20 protein-coding genes are annotated in these 21,672 nt (G+C 67.7%); 11 read left to right on the plus strand and 9 right to left on the minus strand.

The features are described 5' to 3' along the window. Nucleotides 1-106: 106 nt before the first annotated feature. Genes FHR73_RS13820 through FHR73_RS13830 form a run of 3 tightly spaced genes read left to right on the plus strand, consistent with a single transcriptional unit; the run spans nt 107 to nt 1,826 of the window. Nucleotides 107-553, plus strand: coding sequence for a hypothetical protein (locus FHR73_RS13820; protein WP_017641597.1), 447 nt, complete (start codon nt 107-109; stop codon nt 551-553). 23 nt (nt 554-576) lie between these two features. Then, nucleotides 577-1,497: a hypothetical protein gene (locus FHR73_RS13825; RefSeq protein WP_157225840.1), complete on the plus strand. Its 921-nt coding sequence runs from the start codon at nt 577-579 to the stop codon at nt 1,495-1,497. Then, nucleotides 1,494-1,826, plus strand: a complete 333-nt coding sequence (locus FHR73_RS13830; RefSeq protein ID WP_183632012.1) for a hypothetical protein — start codon at nt 1,494-1,496, stop codon at nt 1,824-1,826. The genes FHR73_RS13825 and FHR73_RS13830 overlap by 4 nt, the downstream gene beginning before the upstream one ends. Nucleotides 1,827-1,858: 32 nt before the next feature. On the opposite strand, the gene FHR73_RS13835 is transcribed toward FHR73_RS13830, so the two are convergent. Together FHR73_RS13835 and FHR73_RS13840 are read right to left on the minus strand one after the other, a co-directional pair. Next, on the minus strand, nt 1,859-2,812 hold the full coding sequence (locus FHR73_RS13835) for a homoserine kinase (RefSeq protein ID WP_017641594.1): 954 nt from the start codon (nt 2,810-2,812) through the stop codon (nt 1,859-1,861). Between the two features lie 62 nt (nt 2,813-2,874). After that, nucleotides 2,875-3,165 (minus strand): DUF2782 domain-containing protein, encoded by a 291-nt coding sequence (locus tag FHR73_RS13840; RefSeq protein WP_017641593.1) that lies wholly within the window; start codon nt 3,163-3,165, stop codon nt 2,875-2,877. 111 nt (nt 3,166-3,276) lie between these two features. On the opposite strand from FHR73_RS13840, the gene polA reads away from it, so the two are divergent. Continuing rightward, nucleotides 3,277-6,024 (plus strand): DNA polymerase I, encoded by a 2,748-nt coding sequence (gene polA / locus FHR73_RS13845; RefSeq protein WP_183632014.1) that lies wholly within the window; start codon nt 3,277-3,279, stop codon nt 6,022-6,024. A gap of 279 nt (nt 6,025-6,303) precedes the next feature. Here polA and FHR73_RS13850 read toward each other — a convergent pair whose 3' ends face one another. The 7 genes from FHR73_RS13850 to FHR73_RS13880 all read right to left on the minus strand — a co-directional run bounded on the left by FHR73_RS13850 (nt 6,304) and on the right by FHR73_RS13880 (nt 15,560). Continuing rightward, a complete protein-coding gene (locus FHR73_RS13850) occupies nt 6,304-7,077 on the minus strand; it encodes an electron transfer flavoprotein subunit beta (RefSeq protein ID WP_177323671.1) in 774 nt (257 codons plus the stop codon). 16 nt (nt 7,078-7,093) lie between these two features. Beyond that, a complete protein-coding gene (locus FHR73_RS13855) occupies nt 7,094-8,329 on the minus strand; it encodes an electron transfer flavoprotein subunit alpha/FixB family protein (RefSeq protein ID WP_183632016.1) in 1,236 nt (411 codons plus the stop codon). Between the two features lie 175 nt (nt 8,330-8,504). Then, a complete protein-coding gene (dgcB, locus tag FHR73_RS13860; protein ID WP_183632018.1) occupies nt 8,505-10,496 on the minus strand; it encodes a dimethylglycine demethylation protein DgcB in 1,992 nt (663 codons plus the stop codon). Between the two features lie 183 nt (nt 10,497-10,679). After that, nucleotides 10,680-12,740, minus strand: a complete 2,061-nt coding sequence (gene dgcA, locus FHR73_RS13865; RefSeq protein ID WP_183632020.1) for a dimethylglycine demethylation protein DgcA — start codon at nt 12,738-12,740, stop codon at nt 10,680-10,682. Between the two features lie 105 nt (nt 12,741-12,845). Next, nucleotides 12,846-13,376, minus strand: coding sequence for a DUF5943 domain-containing protein (locus FHR73_RS13870; RefSeq protein ID WP_027597311.1), 531 nt, complete (start codon nt 13,374-13,376; stop codon nt 12,846-12,848). 88 nt (nt 13,377-13,464) lie between these two features. Next, nucleotides 13,465-14,442, minus strand: coding sequence for a dipeptidase (locus tag FHR73_RS13875; RefSeq protein WP_017641587.1), 978 nt, complete (start codon nt 14,440-14,442; stop codon nt 13,465-13,467). A gap of 131 nt (nt 14,443-14,573) precedes the next feature. After that, on the minus strand, nt 14,574-15,560 hold the full coding sequence (locus tag FHR73_RS13880) for a GlxA family transcriptional regulator (protein WP_183632022.1): 987 nt from the start codon (nt 15,558-15,560) through the stop codon (nt 14,574-14,576). Between the two features lie 155 nt (nt 15,561-15,715). Between FHR73_RS13880 and choX the strand changes: the two genes are divergently transcribed. The 7 genes from choX (at nt 15,716) to FHR73_RS13915 (ending at nt 21,671) form a co-directional block, all read left to right on the plus strand. Beyond that, on the plus strand, nt 15,716-16,648 hold the full coding sequence (choX, locus tag FHR73_RS13885) for a choline ABC transporter substrate-binding protein (RefSeq protein WP_183632024.1): 933 nt from the start codon (nt 15,716-15,718) through the stop codon (nt 16,646-16,648). 19 nt (nt 16,649-16,667) lie between these two features. Further along, nucleotides 16,668-17,555 carry a 3-keto-5-aminohexanoate cleavage protein gene (locus tag FHR73_RS13890; protein WP_183632026.1) on the plus strand — a complete coding sequence of 296 codons (888 nt, stop codon included), beginning with the start codon at nt 16,668-16,670 and terminating at the stop codon, nt 17,553-17,555. Next, complete coding sequence (locus FHR73_RS13895; RefSeq protein ID WP_183632028.1) at nt 17,552-18,496, plus strand: L-carnitine dehydrogenase; 945 nt, start codon at nt 17,552-17,554, stop codon at nt 18,494-18,496. Before FHR73_RS13890 ends, FHR73_RS13895 begins: the two co-directional genes overlap by 4 nt. 8 nt (nt 18,497-18,504) lie before the next feature. Continuing rightward, nucleotides 18,505-18,975: a thioesterase family protein gene (locus FHR73_RS13900; RefSeq protein ID WP_183632030.1), complete on the plus strand. Its 471-nt coding sequence runs from the start codon at nt 18,505-18,507 to the stop codon at nt 18,973-18,975. Between the two features lie 36 nt (nt 18,976-19,011). Then, nucleotides 19,012-20,166 carry a gamma-butyrobetaine dioxygenase gene (locus tag FHR73_RS13905; RefSeq protein ID WP_183632032.1) on the plus strand — a complete coding sequence of 385 codons (1,155 nt, stop codon included), beginning with the start codon at nt 19,012-19,014 and terminating at the stop codon, nt 20,164-20,166. Then, entirely contained in the window at nt 20,163-21,152 is a 990-nt protein-coding gene (locus FHR73_RS13910) for an alpha/beta hydrolase (RefSeq protein WP_260175706.1), read from the plus strand. The genes FHR73_RS13905 and FHR73_RS13910 overlap by 4 nt, the downstream gene beginning before the upstream one ends. A 267-nt stretch (nt 21,153-21,419) precedes the next feature. Further along, nucleotides 21,420-21,671: a hypothetical protein gene (locus tag FHR73_RS13915; RefSeq protein ID WP_007160239.1), complete on the plus strand. Its 252-nt coding sequence runs from the start codon at nt 21,420-21,422 to the stop codon at nt 21,669-21,671. The last annotated feature ends 1 nt before the right edge of the window (nt 21,672 follow it).

Genomic DNA, 21,672 nt, shown 5'->3' on the forward strand with positions numbered 1-21,672 from the left:
ATTAAGCCGCCGGCCCCGCGGGATTCGCTCCCTGGAGCGATAGCGATGGGCCAGGCGGCTCCGGACAATGCCAGGCGGAGAATCTTAGGCAATGACGGTGACAGAGATGCGCAGCCCAACCCGCGGCCTGGCCATGGTCCTTGCCCTTGCCCTCGGCCTGGATGCCCTGGCCTCGGCCGCTGATCTGATGGAGACCGGCGACCTGGGGCAGGCGCCCGCAGCCGGGCGCGACGCCGCCATCCGCCAGGTCGGCGTAGGCAACCAGGCGCTCATCGACCAGCGTGGCACCGCGCTGCGCGCTCAGGTCGTCCAGAGCGGCGCCGCCCAGGAAGCCCGCATCCTGCAGGACGGCACGGAGCTGAGCGCGGTCATCCTCCAGGGTGGCTATGGCAATGTCGCGCGCATCGAGCAGGTCGGCAGCGGCAACCAGGCCGACATCCTGCAACTCGGCGTCCAGGGCAACGCCCGCATCGAACAGCACGGCTCGGGCCTGTCCAGCCGCATCGTCCAGTACGGAAGCAACCAGAACACGGTGGTACGTCAGTACCGCTGATGGCACTCATGGAGATCAGACAGATGTTTCTACTCAGGCCCCTGGCCGCCCTGACGCTGGCCCTCGTGGCGGCCAACGCCCTCGCTCAGAACAGCACCGCCACCGTCCAGCAGGACGGCAACAGCGGCACGATCACCCTGGACCAGAGCGGCCCCGGCAACAGCGCGTCGCTCTATCAGCTGCAGGGCGAAGGCAACGCGATCAGCGTGGTCCAGACCGGCGCCAGCAGCGCCACCATCACCCAGGGCGGCGATATCTACGGCTACGCCCAGGGCAACGTGGCGAGCCTGCGCCAGGAAGGCGGCAGCAACGTCCATAGCCTGGCCCAGGACGGCTTCGGCAACCAGGCCACCATCACCTCCGTGGGCAGCAACAGCGGCACCCTGGTCCAGTCGGCCTCCAGCGCCCAGTTGACCCTGGAGCAGAACGGCGACAACAACCAGGTGCGCGTCGACCAGAGCGGCGATGCCGTGACCGCCACCCTCGCCCAGTCCGGCACCGACAACCGCATCGACCTGACCCAGCAGGGCTACTCGGTCGATACCGTGGAGTTGACCCAGCGTGGCCAGGCCAATGCCGCCACGGTGCTCTCCTCCGGCAAGTTCAATGAACTGACCTTTACCCAGGACGGCAATCGCAACACCTTGAACGTCGACCAGGCCGGCCGCGGCAACCGCTTCAGCGGCAGCTCCACCGGCGACGACAACCTGGCCAGCGTCACCGTCCAGGGCGACAGCAACCAGACCAGCATCGTCCAGACCGGCAACGGCAACGAGGCGCGCCTCGACGTCACCAGCGCCATCAGCACGGCCAGCGTCAGCCAGGTCGGCGACAGCAACCGCGCGAGCATCCTGCAGACCTCGGCCAACTTCAACGGCTTCAACGACAGCGCGCAGATCTCGCAGAGCGGCTTCGGCAACAGCGCCACCATCAACCAGCGGTGACGCGCGCCGTCTGGCTGCTCGCGGCCCTGCTGCCCCTGGCGGGCGGCGCCACGGCCAGCGCCCTTCTGAAGCTGCAGCCGCAACCGGCGAGCGCTCAGGTACAGCTGTGCTTTACCGGCGAAGACGCGCCCCTGCGCTACGAACTCATCATCGAATTGCACGGACCGGGCGGCGTCGCCCGCACCCGCCAGGCCGGCGAGGCGAGGGGGGATGGTTGCCCGGTCACCACGCGCCTGGGCGCCGCACCGGGCAGTCTGGTCGAGGCAAGGCTGAGTTGGCAGCGACAGGGCCAGGCGCAGCCCGCCCTCGAGCGACGCCTGCAGCTGTAGCTCGGTACAGAGGTTTCACGTGGAACCCTGGACTACAGGGTCAGCGGTAATTCCAGCGGGGTCTGCTGCCGCGCCGCCAGGCGCTGCTGGAATTCGGCCGGATCATGGATCAGCACGTCTTGGCCGGCGAAGGCCTGGGCGGCGATCAGCCGTGACAGCCAGAAGCGTACGCAGGCGACCCGCAAGAGCACCGGCCACAACTCGGCTTCGCGCGGCGTGAAATGGCGGTCGGCGGCATAGGCCGCCAGCAGCGCCCGGGCCCGCGGCAGGTCCAGCGCGCCACTCTCAGTGGAGCACCAGTCGTTCACCGTGATGGCGAGGTCATAGAGCATCCAGCCGGAACTGGCGTTGTAGAAGTCGATGACGCCCGACAGCCGGGGGCCGTCGAACATCACGTTGTCGCGGAACAGGTCGCCGTGCAGATTGGCCTCGGGCAGCGGCGGCTGCTCGGCCAGCAGGTTGCGGATTTCCCCAAGCGTGCGCTCCAGCAACGGCCGGGCGGTCGTGTCCAGGGTCGGCGCCAGGCGCTCGCCTTCGGCCAGCATCCAGGCCAGGCCACGGTCACTGGCGCGCTCGATGCGTTTTTCACCCGCAGTAGCCCGGTGCAGATGGCCCAGCAGGTGGCCGACTTCGCCGCAGTGGTGGGGATTGGGCGCGCGTTCGTGGCGACCGGCCAGGCGCGGTTGCAGCAGCGCCGGCTTGCCGGCCAGTTCGCGCAGGGCCTGGCCATCCTGGGTGCGCACCGCATAGGGCACCGGCAGGTCGGCGTCGTGGAGGACGTCGAGCAGCTCGATGAAGAACGGCATCTCCGCCACCGGACCGCGCTCCACCAGGGTCAGGACGAATTCGCCGCCTTCCAGGCTGATGAAGTAGTTGGTGTTTTCCGACCCTTCGGCGATACCCCGGAAATCCCGCAGCCGGCCCAGGCCATAGGGCGCGAGAAAGGCTTCGAGGGTGGGACGATCGAGGGGCGTGAAGACGGACATGACGGGGCCTGGCGGATGAATGTGCGAGCGGCGCGCAGTTTACCGGTCCAGGCGCCTTGCGCCTACCAGCTGAACAGGCGCCAGCTGGGGACGTGCAGGGTCGGTTTGTCGTTGGACGCGGTGCTGCTGCCATCGGCGGGCACCAGCTCGTAGGGCGCGCCATGCTTGGGGATGACCCGGGTGGATTGCAGCACGCCGCGGATGCGCGTCTCCTCGATGGTCTGGTCGCCGGCCTGGTAGCGGATCACCTTGATCTCGTCAGGCAGGGGCTTTTCCCCCGGTGGCAGCGGCTCCGCGGCCTGGACCAGCGGGGCCAGCAGCAACGCGGCGAAGAGGAAGCGACGAGCACCCATGGTAACCTTTGACCTTTTGAACGGAGCGAGTGGTCGATTCTAGAACCCGGCCTTGCCGTCGTCGAGACTGGCCGGACAGACGCCGCACACGCCACGACAAAGGTCCAGACCATGAGCCACGCCCCTCTCGTCCTGGTGGACGGTTCCTCCTACCTCTATCGCGCCTTCCATGCCCTGCCGCCGCTGATGACCTCCACCGGCAAGCCGACCGGCGCGGTGAAAGGTGTGCTCAACATGCTGCTCTCGCTGCGCCGCCAGTATCCGGACAGCCTCTTCGCGGTGGTCTTCGACGCCAAGGGCCCGACCTTCCGCGACGAACTCTTCGCCGACTACAAGGCCCAGCGCCCGGCCATGCCCGATGACCTGCGTGGCCAGGTCGAGCCGCTGCACGCCTGCATCCGCGCCCTGGGCCTGCCGCTGCTGGCCGTCGAAGGGGTGGAAGCCGACGACGTCATCGGCACCCTCGCCCGCCACTGCGCCAGTGCCGAGCGCCCGGTGGTGATCTCCACCGGCGACAAGGACATGGCCCAGCTGGTCTGTCCCTATGTCACCCTGGTCAACACCATGAGCGGCAGCGTGCTGGACGTGGAAGGGGTCAGGACCAAATTCGGCGTGGGTCCGGAATTGATCATCGACTACCTAGCGCTGATGGGCGACAAGATCGACAACATTCCCGGGGTGCCCGGGGTGGGCGAGAAGACCGCTGCCGGCCTGCTCAACGGCATCGGTGGTGGCCTGGATACCCTCTACGCCAACCTCGACGCGGTGGCCGCCCTGCCCCTGCGCGGCGCCAAGTCGCTGGCCGCCAAGCTGGACCAGCATCGCGAGCAGGCCTATCTGTCCTATCAGCTGGCGACCATCAAGCTGGACGTGCCGCTGGAGCTGACCTTCGATGAGCTCACCGTAGGCGAGCCCCATGTGGAAGCCCTGATGGCGCTCTACCAGGAGCTGGAATTCAAGTCCTGGCTGGATGACCTGATCCGTGACACTAAGCGCCAGGGCGCGCCCCTGCCGCTGGCCGAGGATGCCGCCACCACCCAGGTGGAAACCCACTACGACACCGTGCTGGAGCAGGCCGACTTCGACGCCTGGCTGGCGCGCCTGCAGGCCGCCGACTGCTTCGCCTTCGACACCGAGACCACCAGCATCGACGCTCAGCGCGCCGAGCTGGTGGGGCTGTCCTTTGCCGTGGCGCCGGGCCAGGCCGCCTATGTGCCCCTGGCCCACAGCTACATGGGCGCGCCGAACCAGCTCGCGCTGGAGCCGGTACTGGCCGCGCTCAAGCCGCTGCTGGAAGACCCGGCCAAGCTCAAGGTCATGCAGCACGGCAAGTACGACCTCAATGTACTGACCCGCTACGGCATCACGATCCAGGGCATCGCCTTCGACACCATGCTCGAATCCTATGTGCTGGACGCCACCGCCACCCGTCACGACATGGATAGCCTGGCGCTTAAGTACCTAGGCCACAGCACCATCCGTTTCGAGGACATTGCCGGCAAGGGCGCCAAGCAGCTGACCTTCGACCAGATCGCCATCGAGCAGGCCGGACCCTATGCCGCCGAGGATGCCGACGTCACCCTGCGCCTGCACGAGACCCTCTGGCCCAGGCTGGAAGCCGTGCCGGGCCTGGCGGCGGTGCTGCGCGACATCGAGATGCCGCTGGTGCCAGCGCTGGCGCGCATCGAGCGCAACGGCGCCCTGGTGGATTCGGCGCTGCTCGGGGTGCAGAGCCGCGAGCTGGGCGAGAAGATGATCGCCCTGGAAAAGGAGGCCTATGAACTGGCCGGCCAGGAATTCAACCTGGGCTCGCCCAAGCAGCTGGGCGAGATCCTCTTCGTCAAGCTGGGTCTGCCGGTGGTCAGCAAGACCGCATCGGGCCAGCCCTCCACCGCCGAGGCGGTGCTGCAGGAACTGGCCGACCAGGACTTCCCGCTGCCCAAGGTGCTGATGCAGTACCGGCAGATGAGCAAGCTCAAGAGCACCTACACCGACAAGCTGCCGCAGCAGATCAATCCGCGCACCGGCCGCATCCACACCAGCTATCACCAGGCGGTGACGGCGACCGGACGGCTGTCTTCCAGCGATCCGAATCTGCAGAACATCCCGATCCGCACCGCCGAGGGCCGGCGCATCCGCCAGGCCTTCGTCGCACCCAAAGGCTATCGCCTGCTGGCGGCGGACTATTCGCAGATCGAATTGCGCATCATGGCCCACCTGGCCCAGGACGAAGGCCTGCTGCATGCCTTCCAGAACGACCTGGACGTGCACCGCGCCACCGCCGCCGAGGTGATGGGCGTGCCGCTGGAAGAGGTCAGCAACGAGGATCGTCGTCGCGCCAAGGCCATCAACTTCGGCCTGATCTACGGCATGAGCGCCTTCGGCCTGGCCAAGCAGATCGGCGTCGGCCGCGCCGAGGCCCAGGCCTATATCGATCGCTATTTCCAGCGCTATCCCGGGGTGCTGGCCTACATGGAGCGCACCCGCGCCCAGGTGGTGGACCAGGGCTACGTGAAGACCCTCTATGGGCGCCGGCTGTACCTGCCGGACATCCACTCCAAGAACCAGGGCCTGCGTCGGGCCGCCGAACGGGCGGCGATCAACGCGCCCATGCAGGGCACGGCGGCGGACATCATCAAGCGCGCCATGATTGCCGTGGACGGCTGGCTGCAGTCGACCCCGGAGCTGGATGCCCGGGTGATCCTGCAGGTACACGACGAACTGGTGCTGGAGGTCCGCGAAGACCAGGTGGAGCTGCTGCGCGAAGGCCTGTTGCCGCTGATGAGCGGCGCCGGCGAACTGGACGTGCCGCTGCTGGTGGAGTCGGGGGTGGGCGGTAACTGGGACGAGGCGCACTGATAGATGCGCGAAGGTTGGGCGTGTTGGGCTTCGCGGTGCTCAGCCCAACCTACGTATCCTGCAGCCCCGTAGCGTGGAAAACGGCGCAGCCTTTTCCACTTGAGGCTTGGGTGCCTAGGCTTCCCTCACCCTAGCCCTATCCCGGAAGGAGAGGGGATGGCTTGGAGCTTGGCTTCCGCTCCGTAGCGTGGAAAACGGCGTAGCCTTTTCCACTTGAGACTCAGGTGCCAAGGGCGCCCTCACCCCAGCCCTCTCCCGGAGGGAGAGGGGGTTACAGCCTCAGCGCACTACGCCTTCCTCGCGCAATACCTTGAAGATGGCGGCCGCGGCCGCTTCCGGGGTCAGGTCCTTAAGGACCTGGCCGCCATCGCCGGAGGCCTTGGCCGTGGCGGCCTTGAAGCGGTCGGCGGCGGTCTTGGCCTTGATCACCTTGAGGCGCTTGGGGCGCGCCTTGGCCGGCTGCAATTCGCCGCTGTCGAACAGGCTGTCCTGCACGATCTCGGTGGTCTCCACCTGCAACTCGCCGCGCCGGGCCGGGCCGAAGGCGCTTTGCCGCGGCGCCGGGGCGGCGCTGTCGACGCTGGCGACGAAAGGCAGCCGTACACGCAGCCGCCGCCGCTGACCACGTGGCAGGGCCTGCAGCACGGTCGCCTGGCCACCCTCCACGGCTTCCACCGCGGCGAGGCCGACCACCAGCGGCCAGCCGAGGGTCTCGGCCAGCAGATAGGGCAGCAGGCCCGAGCCCTCGCCGGTTTCCGCCTGGCTACCGGTCAGTACCAGGCCGGCACCAACCTCGCGCAGGGTATCGCCGAGGGCCGGCAAAGCATCCGCGCCCGCCGGTTGTTCCAGCACGTGCAGGGCCGGCACGCCCATGCCCAGATAGCCACGCAGAGCCTCTTCGGCGGGATCACCAGCGTGCAGCACGCGCAGCTTGTCGCCGACCAGGCGCAGGCCCAGTTCGACGGCACGGGCATCCTGTTCCGCCCGCCGGGCCCGCCCGGAGGTGGGATGGGCGCCGACGGAGACCAGGGCCACGACCTTGACGCCGTCCAGCGACGGCAGCTTCTGCTCAGGCGACATCCTGCAACTCCCCTGCCCGCTGTTGTTCGACCAGCCGCGCCAGGGCGGCCAGGATGGCGTCACCGTTGCCGATCACCGAAAGATCCGCGCGCTTGACCATGTCGCAACCCGGATTGGTGTTGATGGCGATGACCTTGTCGCAACTGGCGATGCCCTGCAGGTGCTGCACGGCGCCGGAGATGCCCACGGCCAGATAGACCCGGGCGGTGACCCAGGTCCCGGTCGCACCGACCTGACGATTGCGCGGCATATGGCCGTCGTCCACCGCCACCCGCGAGGCGCCTTCGGTGGCGCCCAGCAGTGCGGCGGTGCTGTGGAAGAGATTCCAGTCACGGATACCGTTGCCACCGGAGAGGATGAATTCGGCCTCGGCCAGAGGAATCTGCATGGGATCGACGGCGACCGGGCCGAGGTCTTCAATGCGCGGCAGGTGGCGGGCGATGTTGCCGCCGAGGGTGACCGGCAGGACCTCGTGACGGGTCTCGCCGACCGGCTCCGCGCATTCCGGCAGGGCCAGCACCAGGCGCGGCAACGGCTGCTGCAGATCCTGGCGACCGGCACCGGCACGGCCGGTGGCCAGACCGTCCTTGACCTGCCAGACACGGGTGGCGGGACGCTCGTGCAGGGCCGCACCTAAGCGCCGACCCAGTTCACCGCCACCGCTGCGGCTGTCGGGCAGCAGCCATTGCCGCGGCTGCAGTTCGTTGTCTAGCGCGCGCAGCGCCAGCACCCGCTGTTCGGGGGCATAGCCCTGGAATTGCTCGCCATCCAGATGCAGCAGGCGATCCACCCCGGCGGTATCGAAGGCGGTTTCCTTGACCTCGCCAAAGACCACCGCCAGCACGGCGCCCTCGGCACCGGCCAGTTGCCGGGCCAGGCCCAGCAGGTCACGGTCATGGGCGGTCAGGCGACCGCTGACCAGATCCGGGACCACGGCGATGTAGAAGGCCGGCTCGGCGATCCGGTGCAGCGGCAGCTGTTCTTCCACCGCCTGGGCGGTGCCACGGCGACCGCCGCCCTGCTGGGCGCCACTGCGATCGATCCGCTTGACGCCCTGGGGGCCGACGAAGCCGGCAGCCGCGGCATGGGGGTTCTTGCGGACCAGGCCATTGGGGCCCATCCAGCGGACTTCGGCCTCGGCGCTGCTGGCGATACTGGCGTGCAGCGGATGCAGACGGTTGCGCGCGATCCACTCGCGGCGCGGATCGCGACGGATGATGCTCATGCTAGGCGCTCCGTTTGGAAATGGCAGGTGAGGTGCGCGGTGGGCCCCTCACCCCAGCCCTCTCCCCCGAGGGGAGAGGGGGTAAAAGCGGTGAACACCGGGACGTGTCTGGCACCCCTGATCATCCCCTCTCCCCTCGGGGGGAGGGCCAGGGTGAGGGGGCCCCGACGCCCGCTCACGACAGGGCCTCCGCCATCGGCCGCCGAGCGGCGGTCGGCTTGCTTTCGACAGGCGCCTCGACGATGGCTTCGGCCACCAGTTCGGCGATGTCCTTGATCTCCGGACGCGGGGCAACCACGCCTTCCAGCATCAGGGTGCACTGGGGGCAGCCCACGGCCACCAGCTCGGCGCCGGTTTCCTGGATGTCGGCCATGCGCATGTCCGGGATCCGCTGCTTGCCGGGGATGTCGGTGATGGGGGCGCCACCACCACCGCCGCAGCAGCGCGAACGGAAGCCGGAACGCTCCATCTCCTTGACCGCGATGCCCAGCGCCCTGAGCACCGCGCGCGGCGCCTCGTATTCGCCGTTGTAGCGGCCCAGGTAGCAGGGATCGTGATAGGTGATGGTGGCGCCCTGTTCGGCCAGGGCGTGCTGCCCAAGGTGCAGGGAGCCACGGCTGAGCAGGGTCTCGATGAAGGTGCTGTGGTGCTGCACCTGGTAGTGGCCACCGAGGTCGCCGTATTCGTTCTTGAGCATGTGGAAGCTGTGAGGATCGCAGGAGACGATGGTCTGGAAGCGGTATTGGCTCAGGGTCTCGATGTTGCGTTTGGCCAGTTGCTGGAAGGTCGCCTCGTCGCCCAGGCGACGGGCCACGTCACCGCTGTCGCGCTCTTCCAGGCCGAGCACGGCGAAATCCACCTTGGCCGCCTTGAGCACCTTGACGAAGGCGCGCAGGGTGCGCTGGTTGCGCATGTCGAAGGCGCCGTCGCCGACCCAGAACAGCACCTCGGCCTGGCCCTTGTCCTTCATCAGCGGCAGGTCCAGGTCGGCGGCCCAGTTCAGGCGGCCACCGGGGGCGAAACCGCCGGGGTTGTCGGTGGCGATGAGATTTTCCAGCACCTCGGCGCCCTTGTTCGGCGTCTCGCCACGCTCCAGGGTCAGGTGCCGGCGCATGTCGACGATGGCATCAACATGCTCGATCATCATCGGGCATTCCTCGACGCAGGCGCGGCAGGTGGTGCAGGACCAGAGGGTCTCGGCGTCCACCAGGGCCTTGCCCTGGCGAGCGACGATGGGCAGGTGCGGACCGCCGGCGTGCTCGCCGACCGGCTTGCCGGGATAGGGCGAGCCGAAGTAGCGGGCATCGCTGCCGCCCTTGAGGCCGACCACCATGTCCTGGATCAACTTCTTGGGGTTGAGCGGCTGGCCGGCGGCGAAGGCCGGGCACATGGCTTCGCAACGACCGCACTGGACACAGGCGTCGAAGCCGAGCAGCTGGTTCCAGGTGAAGTCGGCGGGTTTTTCCACACCCAGCGGCGCCTTGGGATCGTGCAAGTCCAGCGCCTTGAGGCCGCTGGAGCGGGCGGCGCTGGCGTTGTGCGGGGTGCTGAAACGCTCGGCGCGACGGTGCCAGGCCAGGTGCAGGGCACCGGCGAAGGCGTGCTTGATGGGACCGCCCCAGGTCATGCCGAGGAACAGCTCGGACACGCCCCAGGCCACGCCCACCGCCAGCACCGCGGCCAGCAGCCAGCCGCCGAAGTCCGGCGGCAGGATGCCGGCGACCGGTAGGGTGGCGATGAAGAAGCTCGCGGCAAAGGCCAGCAGGCTCTTGGGCAGGCGCATCCAGGGACCCTTGGACAGCCGCGCCGGCGGATCGCGACGGCGCTTGGCTACGAACAGGGCGCCGGTGAACATGCAAACGGTGGCCGCCAGCAGCGCCCAGCCGAGGATGCGGCTGTGCAGGCCGAAGCCATGGACCAGGATGGCCAGGAGCGCCGCCAGGACGAAACCGCCCGCGGTGGCCACGTGGGTCTTGGAGATGTATTTGTCGCGGTCGACCACGTGGTGCAGATCCACCAAGTAGCGCCGCGGCATCTTCAGCAACCCGCCCAGCCAGTCGACCTCGGCCGGACGCCCCTGTCGCCAGAGGCTGAAGCGGCGCACGGCACCGATCACGGTGAGGGCCAGGGCGGCGAAGAGCAGGATGGGGAGGATAGTACTGAGCATTGCGGGTCTCCCTACGGGACCTCGGGTGGCGGCGGATCACCTCCTCTCCCTGGGGAGAAAGCCGAGATGGGGAGCCCGCGTTCACGCCAAGGCGTCAGTTGGGCCCCTCACCCCCGCCCTCTCCCTCAGGGAGAGGGGGCTGTCCGTGCCGACCGGACGTTGCGAACCCTCACGGGGCGTGTCTTAGAAGTCCTTGCACAGGCGCAGGGCGTCGTAGATGGCGGCGTGGGTGTTGCGCTGGGCCACGCAGTCGCCGATCCGGTAGAGCAGGTAGCCGTTGCCCGTCTCGCCGAGCGCCGGCTGCGGCTCGATGGCGAACAGCGCCTCGATGTCCATCTGGCCCTTGTTGCGCGAGTCTTCCTTGAGGGCGTAGTAGAGTCCCTCGTCCGGACGCACGCCGTTCTCGATGACGATCTGGTCGACCACGCGCTCTTCGCGGGCGCCGGTGTATTCGTTCTCCAGCACCGCGACCTTCTTGTCACCCTCGGCGTAGACCTTTTCCAGCATCAGGTCGCCGGTCATGACCACTTCCTTGGGATAGAGGCTGCGGTAGTAGGTCGGGAAGGTGGTCCCGCCGATGGCCACGCCCGGCTTGATGTCGTCGGTGACGATCTCGACCTGGGCGCCCTTGTCGGCCAGGTAGTCGGCCACCGACATGCCGGTGAATTCGCAGATGGTGTCGTACACCAGCACGTTCTTGCCCGGCTCGACCTTGCCCGAGAGGATGTCCCAGCTGCTGACGACCAGGCCGTCGGCGGCGTGCCAGTGGTCGACCTGCTCCAGGAAGGGATGGCCGCCGTTGGCCAGGATGACGATGTCCGGGCGCAGGTCGAGGATGGTCGCCGGATCGGCGGCGGTGCCCAGGCGCAGGTCGATGCCCAGGCGCGTCAGCTCCAGCTGGTACCAGCGGGTGATGCCGGCGATCTGGTCGCGCTGCGGGGCGCGGGAGGCCAGGGTGATCTGGCCGCCGAGTTGCTCCTGCTTCTCGAACAGGGTGACGTCATGGCCGCGCTCGGCCGAGACGCGCGCGGCCTCCATGCCGGCCGGGCCGCCACCGACGATGACCACCTTGCGCTTGGCCCCGGTGGACTTCTCGATGATGTGCGGCAGGCCCATGTATTCGCGGCTGGTGGCGGCGTTCTGGATGCACAGCACGTCGAGGCCGTTGTACTGGCGGTCGATGCAGTAGTTGGCGCCGACGCACTGACGGATCTGGTCGATCTGGCCCATCTTGATCTTGGTGATCAGGTGCGGATCGGCGATGTGGGCGCGGGTCATGCCGACCATGTCGACGTAGCCGCCCTCCAGGATACGGGTGGCCTGGTTCGGGTCCTTGATGTTCTGGGCGTGCAGCACCGGCACGTTGACCACTTCCTTGATGCCCGCGGCCAGGTGCAGGAAGGGCTCCGGCGGATAGGTCATGTTGGGGATGACGTTGGCCAGGGTGTTGTGGGTGTCGCACCCCGAGCCGACCACGCCGATGAAGTCGAGCATGCCGGTGTCGCTGTAGTACTTGGCGATCTGCTTCATGTCGTCGTGGGACAGACCGTCCGGGTGGAATTCGTCGCCGGTGATGCGCATGCCGACGCAGAAATCGTCACCAACCTCGGCACGCACGGCCTTGAGCACCTCCATGCCGAATCTCATGCGGTTCTCGAAGCTGCCACCCCACTCGTCGGTGCGCTTGTTCACCCGCGGCGACCAGAACTGGTCGATCATGTGCTGGTGCACGGCGGACAGCTCGACGCCGTCCAGGCCGCCGGACTTGGCCCGGCGGGCCGCCTGGGCAAAGTTGCCGATCACCCGCCAGATCTCTTCCGGCTCGATGGTCTTGCAGGTGGCGCGGTGCACGGGCTCGCGGATGCCCGATGGCGACATCAGGGTCGGCCAGTGGCCGCCGTCCCAGCGCGAACGGCGCCCCATGTGGGTGATCTGGATCATGATCTTGGCGCCGTGCTTGTGCATGGCGTCGGCCAGATTCTGGAAGTGCGGAATGATACGGTCGGTAGAGAGGTTGACCGAACTCCACCAGTGCTGCGGGCTGTCGATGGCGACCACCGAGGAACCCCCGCAGATGGCCAGGCCGATGCCGCCCTTGGCCTTCTCTTCGTAATACTTGACGTAGCGCTCGGTGGTCATGCCGCCGTCGGTGGCATAGACCTCGGCGTGGGCCGTGGAGAGTACGCGGTTGCGGATGGTGAGCTTGCCGATCTGGATCGGCTGGAACATTGCTTCGAAGGCCATGACCTTCTCCTCGATCGGCTGGTGCGCGGTCTTGAGCCGCGCTCTTGCTCTGGGGTGTCGCTGGGGTGGCGGCGAGCGGGTCGGTGGCCACCCGGGGGCGTGGCGTTACTTCGGCCGGGTGACGAACAGGCCGTCGTCGTGGCCTTCTTCGGAACCGCTGTATTCCTGGACGGTAACGGTGCGGATGGCACTGCCCTTGGCGGCCAGGATCTGGTCGATGGCGCCGGAGAACCAGCCGGTGAACATGTAGTCCACCTTGCGATTGACCTTGCCGTAGACGTAGACGAAGGCGGAATGCTTGAGCTTGACCTCGGCATGGCCGGTGTCCAGGTCGAGCTTCTGGGTTTCGAACAGGCCCCAGCCGCGCTGCGACAGGCGCTTCATGTAGTGTTCGAACACTGCGGCGCCGTGGATGCCATGGCACTCGGCTTCCTTCTCGCACCAGTGCCAGGCGGACTTGTAGCCGGCCTTGTAGAGGATCTCGGCGTATTTGTCGGCGCCCAGGACTTCTTCGATACCCATGTGGTTGTTGACGAAGAAGTGCCGGGGTACGTACAGCATCGGCAGGGCGTCGGTGGTCCAGACGCCGGTTTCGTCGTCGACCTGGATGGGCATTTCGGGGGCGTGGCTGGCCATGCGGGTACTCCAGAACAGAGGGTCGTGGGTCGGGTTGAGCGCTAGCGGAGCCCGACGCTCACAAAGGGGTGGAAAGGGTTCGTCGGGATCACTCGCCCCAGACTTCGCCGAGGATGCGCATCCAGTTCTCGCCCATGACCTTGCGCACGGTGCGCTCGGGCATGCCGCGCTTGAGCAGGGTCTCGGTCAGGTTGGGGAATTCGCCCACGGTGCGGATGCCCAGCGGGTTGACGATCTTGCCGAAGCTGGTCAGGCGACGGGCGTAGCCCTTGTCGTGGGTCAGCCACTCGAAGAAGTCATGGCCGTGGCCCTGGGTGAAGTCGGTACCGATGCCGATGGCGTCTTCGCCCACCAGGTTCATCACGTACTCGATGGCCTCGGCGTAGTCGTCGATGGTCGAATCGATGCCCTTGGCCAGGAAGGGGGCGAACATGGTCACGCCGACGAAGCCGCCGTGGTCGGCGATGAACTTGAGTTCCGCGTCCGACTTGTTGCGCGGATGCTCTTTCAGGCCGGACGGCAGGCAGTGGGAGTAGCAGACCGGCTTCTTCGATTCGAGGATGACTTCCTCGCTGGTCTTGGAGCCGACGTGGGAGAGGTCGCACATGATGCCGACGCGGTTCATCTCGGCGACGATCTCGCGGCCGAAGCCGGACAGGCCGCCGTCGCGCTCGTAGCAGCCGGTGCCCACCAGGTTCTGGGTGTTGTAGCACATCTGCACGATGCCCACGCCGAGCTGCTTGAAGATCTCGACGTAGCCGATCTGGTCTTCGAAGGCGTGGGCGTTCTGGAAGCCGAACAGGATGCCGGTCTTGCCCTGGGCCTTGGCCTGGCGGATCTCGGCGGTGGTGCGCACCTGGACCACCAGGTCGCTGCACTCGCGGATCAGCTTCTGGCTCGCCGCGATGTTGTTGACCGTGGCCTGGAAGCCCTCCCATACCGAGACGGTGCAGTTGGCGGCGGTCAGGCCACCCTTGCGCATGTCTTCGAAGAGTTCGCGGTTCCACTTGGCGATGATCAGCCCGTCGATGACGATGCTGTCGGCGTGGAGTTCGGTGGCATTCATGACAGGCTCCGGCGTTGGTCTCGCGCCGGAACGGGTGCCGGCGATTCGAGGCCAGCATAGCCCCGGGGTCCTGGCCGACCGGATGCAAAAACGACAGGGGTATCACCAGAAGCGTCAGTGAGCGGGTCGGCCTACCCCGGCGGCAGGCCGGCAGCCGCCGCCGCGGACTCCGGCGCCGACGACCGGTGCGGCCGGTCTTCTCGTGGACTCAAGCCGAAGCGCTGGCGGTAGCAGCGGGAGAAATAGGACGCGGACTCGAAACCGCAGGCCAGGGCGACGTCCAGCACGCTGGCCTCGCCCTGCTGCAGCAGCTGGCGCGCCCGGTCCAGGCGCAACTGCAGATAGAAGGTGGAGGGGGTCGTCTGCAGGTGGAGGCGGAACAGCCGCTCCAGCTGGCGGCGGGTCACCTGGATGCCGGCAGCCAGGTCCAGGGTGCCCAGGGGCGTCTCGGTATGGCGCTCCATGCGCTCCACCACGCGGATCAGCTTGCGGTTGGCGATGCCATAGCGCTGCGCTACCTGCAGCCGCTGGTGCTCGCGTGGCGGGCGGATGCGCCCGAGCACGAATTGCTCGGAGACCTGCACCGCCAGTTCGCTGCCATGGCTGCGGCCGATCAGTTCCAGCAGCAGGTCGAGGCTGGCCGTGCCGCCAGCGCAGGTGATGCGGCCGCGGTCGATCTCGAACAGCTCGCCGGTTACCTCGAGCTGCGGCCAGGCTTCGCGAAAGGCCGCCACCGCCTCCCAGTGCAGGGTGATCCGGTGCCCGTCCAGCAGCCCGGCACGCGCCAGCACCAGGGCACCGGTGTCGATGCCGCCCAGGGGATGGCCGTGGCGGGCGACCTGGCGCAGCCAGCTGGCGAGGCCGTCGTCGTAATGGGCCAGGGGCTCGAAACCGGCCACCACGAACAGGGTGGTGCCCGCTTCCAGGGCGTCGAGGCCGCCGTCGACATTGACCGACATGCCGTTGCTGGCGGTCACCGCCGCGCCCTCGCGACCGAGGATGCGCCAGCCATAGCTGCCCGGACGAAAGCGATTGGCCACCCGCAGGGGCTCTAGGGTGGCGATGAAGCCCAGGGCGGAAAAGCCGGGCAGCAGGAGAAAGGCAAAGGACTGCGGCATGGGTGGGGCGTCCTCGGTAACGATTGGCTTGTGCAAGCAAGAAGGTCGCCAGGGTGCAAATTCCGGTCGTCGGGCTGCACATGGCGGCGGGGCGAGGCGCCTAGGGTAGAAGGCAACCGGCAGTCATCCCCGCCCGCCGCCCCAGGGAGTTCGTCATGCCCAACAAGACCCTCAGCGCCACCCTCCTCGCCTGCGGCCTCCTGGCCGCCACCCTCGGCAGCGCCCGTGCCGCCGATCCCGACAGCTGCCAGACGGTACGGCTGGGCATCGTCGGCTGGACCGACGTGGTCGCCACCAGTGCCCTGGCCGAGGTCATGCTCGAAGGCCTCGGCTACGGCGTGAAGCCGACCACTGCCTCCCAGCAGATCATCATGGCGGCCATGGGCGAAAAGAATCTGGATGTGTTCCTCGGCTACTGGCAACCGACCATGCAGCCGGTGGTGCAGCCCTTCGTCGACAAGGGCCAGGTCAAGGTGCTGACCCCACCGCTGCTGGCCGACGCCCAGTCCACCTTCGCTGTGCCCGAGTACGTCTACGAAGGGGGGCTGAAGACCTTTGCCGACATCGCCCGCTTCAAGGACAAGCTCGGCGGCAAGATCTACGGCATCGAGCCGGGCAGCGGCGCCAACCGCGGCACCGCCGAGATGATCAAGACCGACCGCTTCGGCCTCAAGGACTTCCAGCTGGTGGAGTCCAGCGAGGCGGGCATGCTCACCGCCGTGCGCCGCGCCGAGAAGCGCAAGGAGTGGATCGTCTTCTTCGGCTGGAAGCCGCACCCGATGAACCTGCAGATCAAGATGCGCTACCTGACCGGCAGCGAAGACGTCTTCGGCCCCAACGAAGGCCAGGCCACGGTCTCGGTGGTGACCACCGCCGACTATCCGCAGCGCTGCGCCAACGTCCAGCGCCTGCTCAGCAATTTGCACATGGACAGTGCCGAGGTCAGTGCCGTGATGGCGCCCATCCTGGAGCGCACCGCACCCAAAGACGCCGCCCGCGCCTGGCTCAAAGACAACCCGCAACGCCTCGACGCCTTTCTCCAGGGCGTGACCACTCTTACCGGCCAGCCCGCCGCTCTCAAGCTCTGATCGCTCAAGGACAGACCCCATGAACACCGATGTCATCGTCACCTGCGCCCTGACCGGCGCCGGTGATACCGTAGGCCGCAATCCCCATGTCCCCGTTACCCCGGCGCAGATCGCCGCCGCCGCCCTGGAAGCGGCCCGCGCCGGCGCCACCGTGGTGCACGCCCATGTGCGCGATCCCGCCACCGGCAAGCCGAGTCGCGACGTGGCGCTCTATCGCGAGGTGGTCGAACGCATCCGCGAGGCGGACGCCGAGATCGTCATCAACCTCACCGCCGGCATGGGCGGCGACCTGGAGATCGGCCCGGGCGAAAGCCCAACCGAATTCGGCCCCGGCTCGGACCTGGTCGGCCCCCTCACCCGCCTGCTGCATGTCGAGGAATTGCGTCCGGACATCTGCACCCTGGATTGCGGCACCCTCAACTTCGGCGACGGCGACTTCATCTATGTCTCCACCCCCGCGCAACTGCGCGCCGGGGCCAGGCGCATCACCGAACTGGGGGTGAAGGCCGAGCTGGAGATCTTCGACACCGGCCACCTCTGGTTCGCCAAGCAGTTGCTCAAGGAGGGGCTGCTGAAGGATCCGCTGTTCCAGCTGTGCCTGGGCATTCCCTGGGGTGCTCCGGCCGACACCACCACCATGAAGGCGATGGTCGACAACCTGCCGGCGGGCGCGTGCTGGGCCGGCTTCGGCATCGGCCGGATGCAGATGCCCATGGCCGCCCAGGCCATTCTGCTGGGCGGCAACGTCCGGGTCGGCCTGGAAGACAATCTCTGGCTGGACCGCGGCGTCCACGCCACCAACGGCAGCCTGGTGGAGAGGGTCATCCAGATCATCGAACGGCTGGGCGGACGCGCCCTGAGCCCCGCCGAAGGGCGGGACCGGATGCAGTTGGGAGGTGCCCGATGAGCGCCGTCTTCGCTGCCCTCGGCACCGGCGTGATCGGTGCCGGCTGGATCGCCCGCGCCCTGGCCCGCGGCCTTAGGGTGCGCGCCTGGGACCCGGCGCCCGGCGCCGAGGCCGCGCTGCGCACCCGGCTGGCCAATGCCTGGCCGGCATTGGAAGCCCAGGGCCTGGCAGCCGGTGCCAGCCTGGAGCGCCTGAGTTTCCATACCGATCTGGAAGCCGCGGTGGCCGATGCCGACGTCATTCAGGAAAGCGCCCCCGAGCGCCTGGAGCTCAAGCGCGAATTGCATGCCCAGGTCAGTCGAGCCGCGCGGCCCGACGCCCTGATCTGCTCCAGCACCTCGGGCCTGCTGCCCAGCGACTTCTACGCCGAGGCGCTGCACCCCGAGCGTTGCCTGGTGGGCCATCCGTTCAATCCGGTCTATCTCTTGCCACTGGTGGAGGTGGTCGGTGGCCGCCAGACCTCGGCGGCCAACCTGGAGCGCGCCGAAGCCTTCTATCGCGAGTTGGGCATGCGACCGCTGCGGGTACGCAAGGAGGTACCCGGCTTCATCGCCGATCGCCTGTTGGAAGCCCTGTGGCGCGAAGCGCTGCACCTGGTCAACGACGGCGTCGCCACCACCGGCGAGATCGACGACGCCATCCGCTATGGCGCCGGCCTGCGCTGGTCGTTCATGGGCACCTTCCTCACCTACACCCTGGCCGGCGGCCCGGCGGGCATGCGCCACTTCATGCAGCAATTCGGCCCGGCGCTGAAGCTGCCCTGGACCTACCTGGAAGCGCCGGAGCTGACCGACGGCCTGATCGACGCCGTGGTCGAGGGCACCCAGGCCCAGCAGGGCGACCTGGAACTGGCGGCGCTGGAGCGCTATCGCGACGACTGCCTGCTGGCGGTGCAGGCGGCCATCGCCGACTGCAAGACGCGCCACGGCATCCGGGACTAGGAGCGACCATGATCATCCATCGCACCGCGGTCGCCCCCGAGTGGGTCGACTACAACGGCCATCTGCGCGACGCCTACTACCTGCTGATTTTCAGCCACGCTAGCGACGCCCTGATGGACGCCATGGGCCTGGACGCCGCCGGCCGCGCCGCCAGCGGGCACTCGCTGTTCACCCTGGAGTGCCACCTCAACTTCCTCCATGAGGTGAAGGCGGATGCCCGGCTGGAGGTGCGGGTGAGATTCCTGGCGCTGGACGCCAAGCGCCTGCACCTGCACTTCGGGCTGTATCGCGAAGACGCGGCCGAGTTGCTGGCCGCCTCCGAGCAGCTGCTGCTGCACGTCGACCTGGCCGGCCCCAGGTCGGCGCCCTTCGCACCGGCCGTGCACGACTGGCTGGCTACCCAACTGGCGAGTCAGCAGGACGCGCCCTGGCCGGAGCACGTCGGGCGGGTCATCGGCCTGCCACCCGCAAGAAAATGACCAACAGCCCCAAGGATCCCCCGGAGTCACCCTGACATGAGCGCCATCGCCGACTTCAGTACCTACCAGATCATCAGCCCCATACGCAGCGTCCTGGGAGACGACACCCAGGTCACGGTGCTCTGGCTGGATGGCCGAGCCAGTCCTTACCACCTGCTCTGGCTCAGAGATAACTGCCCCTGCTCGCGCTGTGTCTATCCGGTTACCCGCGAGCAGGTCGTCGAGATCCTGGATATCCCCGACGACATTCAGGCCGCCCGGGTAACCCTCTCGGACGACGGCAACCTGGACATCCTCTGGCACGACGGGCATGCCAGTACCTACGACGCGGGCTGGTTGCGCGCCCACGCCTATGACGAAGCATCCCTGGCTGAGCGGGAACGGCTGAAGCCGAAGAAAAAGCTCTGGGACAGCGGCCTGGCCGTTCCAGCCTTCCATTACCCCGAGATAATGGCCGACGACACGGCACTGCTGGCCTGGCTGCTGGCGGTGAGAGACACCGGCCTGTCGTTGATCCACGGCGTGCCCACCGAGAGCGGCGCGCTCCTCCCCGTGGCGAAACGCATTTCGTTCATCCGCGAAAGCAATTTCGGCATGCTCTTCGACGTCCAGTCCAAGGCCGATGCGGACAGCAACGCCTATACCGCCTTCAACCTCCCGCTGCATACCGATCTGCCGACCCGCGAGTTGCAACCGGGCCTGCAATTCCTGCATTGCCTGGTCAACGACGCACGCGGCGGCAGTAGCACCTTCGTCGATGGATTCAAACTGGCGGAAGTGCTCAGGGAAGAAGACCCGCAGGCCTTCGAGATCCTCACCACCCTGCCCATCGAATTCCGCAATCGGGGCAGGTCTTCGGATTATCGCTACCAGGCACCCATCATCGCCCTGGATGAGAAGCAGCAGGTGACGGAAATCCGCATGGCGAATTTCCTGCGTGGCCCCTTCAGCACCCCGCCCGCCACCATGCCGTTGCTCTACCGCGCCTACCGTCGCTTCATCGCCCTGACGCGCGACGATCGCTTCCGCTATCGACACCGACTCGAAGCGGGTCAGCTCTGGTGTTTCGACAACAGGCGCGCCCTGCATGCCAGGGATGAATTCGACCCCGCCAGCGGCGCGCGCCACTTCCAGGGCTGCTATGTCGACAGAGACGAACTGCACTCCAGGATTCGCGTGCTGCAACGATGAGCCAGCCACCGCTGTCGGCGGACATGGCCGCCTTCGTCGCGGCCAGCCAGGCCTTCGCCACGGTCGATCCGGACCTCCAGGCTCAGCGCCAGGCCTACGCCCGACTCTGCGCCGCCCTGGCGCCGGCTGACTATCAGGGCCTGACGGTCAGCGATCACCGCGCCGGCGACGTGCCGTTGCGGCTGGTGGCGCCGCGGGAGGCCGCCATTGACCGCCCCGCCCTGCTCTATCTGCACGGCGGCGGCTGGATGCTCGGCGATCTGGATTCCCACGGTTTTCTCGCCGCGCGGCTGGCGCGGCGACTGGGGCTGGCGGTGCTGCTGGTGGACTATCGACTGGCGCCGGAGCATCCCTACCCCGCCGCCCTGAACGATGCCCGCCAGGCCTGGGACTGGTTGCAGCGGGAAGCCCGGGCCCTGGGGCTGGACCCGACCCGGCTGGCGGTGGCCGGCGACAGTGCCGGCGGCACTCTCGCCGCCGCCCTGTGCCTGGCGCTGCGGCAACAGGGGCGTGCCCAGCCCCGGGCCCAGGCGCTGATCTATCCGGCGCTGACCGCGCGGGTGCTGCCCAGCGAAAGCCGGCAGGCCACGGCGCCGCTGCTGAGCGCCGCCGACTGGCGGGCGTGTCTGGACGTCTATCTGCCTCGACCGGCGCGGCGCCGGGAGCCTCTCGCCCTGCCCCTGGAGTCCGGCGATTTCAGTGGACTGGCACCCGCCTTTGTCGCCGTTGCCCAGCGCGATCCCCTGGCTGACCATGGCCGTGCCTATGTCGCTGCCCTGCGGGGCGGCGGGACGCCCGGTCGCCTGTGGCAAGGTGCCGGCCTGCTGCACGGCGCTCTGCGCGCCCATGGCCGGCGGGCCGAGGCCCTGCGCGGGGCCCTGGAAGCCTTTCTCGCGGGCGAACTGGGCGCCCTGCCCCTCGCTGTCCTGGCAAAAGACAAAAAAAAACCTCAACCGCTGGAGACGGAAGAGGTTCAAACGCCCTGATGGGCCTCAGTGTGTAACCGGGGGTTGCTCGACCCTGGTGGCGAACAACCGGAAAATGTCGTTGATAGGCGCCATTCTAACGACGAACGTCGATCTTGACCCTGCGGCAGATTGTCCGGGCATGATGTCGTAATAAACCTACATTGCCTGGCTGGTAGGGGAGGCGCTTTCCAAAAACGACATCCGGCTATGCAGCGACGCCAGCCCCGCTTGTCGTCTACGGCGCCAATGGGAGAATCCAGGCATTCCACCGGAGAGGGCAGCACCATGATGATCGCCGACTTGATCGACCAGGACGACTTCCGCGACCGCCTGCGCGCGCTGGGTTTCAACGTGACGCCCGCGGCCACGGCGGACGAGGCCTGTCGCCAGGCGGTGACGGGCCTCAACCAGGAACGCGCCCAGGCCCTGCGGCAACTGATCCAGGAATTGCTGTCCGGCAGCGCGGCGCTGCTGCCGGCGGTGCGCCAGGCCATCGACCAGCAATTGCTGCCAGCCCTGGCCCAACCGCGCGGCTAGC

The organism is Pseudomonas sp. AS2.8, assembly GCF_014190935.1.
Taxonomy (GTDB): Bacteria; Pseudomonadota; Gammaproteobacteria; order Pseudomonadales; family Pseudomonadaceae; genus Chryseomonas.

Excerpts from the sequence above, each read along its gene's own strand:
- dgcB (WP_183632018.1), bottom strand. The coding sequence starts at position 10,496 with ATGCTCAGTACTATCCTCCCCATCCTGCTCTTCGCCGCCCTGGCCCTC.
- FHR73_RS13855 (WP_183632016.1), bottom strand. The coding sequence starts at position 8,329 with ATGAGCATCATCCGTCGCGATCCGCGCCGCGAGTGGATCGCGCGCAAC.
- dgcA (WP_183632020.1), bottom strand. The coding sequence starts at position 12,740 with ATGGCCTTCGAAGCAATGTTCCAGCCGATCCAGATCGGCAAGCTCACC.
- FHR73_RS13895 (WP_183632028.1), top strand. The coding sequence starts at position 17,552 with ATGAGCGCCGTCTTCGCTGCCCTCGGCACCGGCGTGATCGGTGCCGGC.
- FHR73_RS13880 (WP_183632022.1), bottom strand. The coding sequence starts at position 15,560 with ATGCCGCAGTCCTTTGCCTTTCTCCTGCTGCCCGGCTTTTCCGCCCTG.
- FHR73_RS13890 (WP_183632026.1), top strand. The coding sequence starts at position 16,668 with ATGAACACCGATGTCATCGTCACCTGCGCCCTGACCGGCGCCGGTGAT.
- choX (WP_183632024.1), top strand. The coding sequence starts at position 15,716 with ATGCCCAACAAGACCCTCAGCGCCACCCTCCTCGCCTGCGGCCTCCTG.
- FHR73_RS13840 (WP_017641593.1), bottom strand. The coding sequence starts at position 3,165 with ATGGGTGCTCGTCGCTTCCTCTTCGCCGCGTTGCTGCTGGCCCCGCTG.
- FHR73_RS13905 (WP_183632032.1), top strand. The coding sequence starts at position 19,012 with ATGAGCGCCATCGCCGACTTCAGTACCTACCAGATCATCAGCCCCATA.
- polA (WP_183632014.1), top strand. The coding sequence starts at position 3,277 with ATGAGCCACGCCCCTCTCGTCCTGGTGGACGGTTCCTCCTACCTCTAT.
- FHR73_RS13875 (WP_017641587.1), bottom strand. The coding sequence starts at position 14,442 with ATGAATGCCACCGAACTCCACGCCGACAGCATCGTCATCGACGGGCTG.
- FHR73_RS13900 (WP_183632030.1), top strand. The coding sequence starts at position 18,505 with ATGATCATCCATCGCACCGCGGTCGCCCCCGAGTGGGTCGACTACAAC.
- FHR73_RS13870 (WP_027597311.1), bottom strand. The coding sequence starts at position 13,376 with ATGGCCAGCCACGCCCCCGAAATGCCCATCCAGGTCGACGACGAAACC.
- FHR73_RS13820 (WP_017641597.1), top strand. The coding sequence starts at position 107 with ATGCGCAGCCCAACCCGCGGCCTGGCCATGGTCCTTGCCCTTGCCCTC.
- FHR73_RS13825 (WP_157225840.1), top strand. The coding sequence starts at position 577 with ATGTTTCTACTCAGGCCCCTGGCCGCCCTGACGCTGGCCCTCGTGGCG.
- FHR73_RS13910 (WP_260175706.1), top strand. The coding sequence starts at position 20,163 with ATGAGCCAGCCACCGCTGTCGGCGGACATGGCCGCCTTCGTCGCGGCC.
- FHR73_RS13915 (WP_007160239.1), top strand. The coding sequence starts at position 21,420 with ATGATGATCGCCGACTTGATCGACCAGGACGACTTCCGCGACCGCCTG.
- FHR73_RS13835 (WP_017641594.1), bottom strand. The coding sequence starts at position 2,812 with ATGTCCGTCTTCACGCCCCTCGATCGTCCCACCCTCGAAGCCTTTCTC.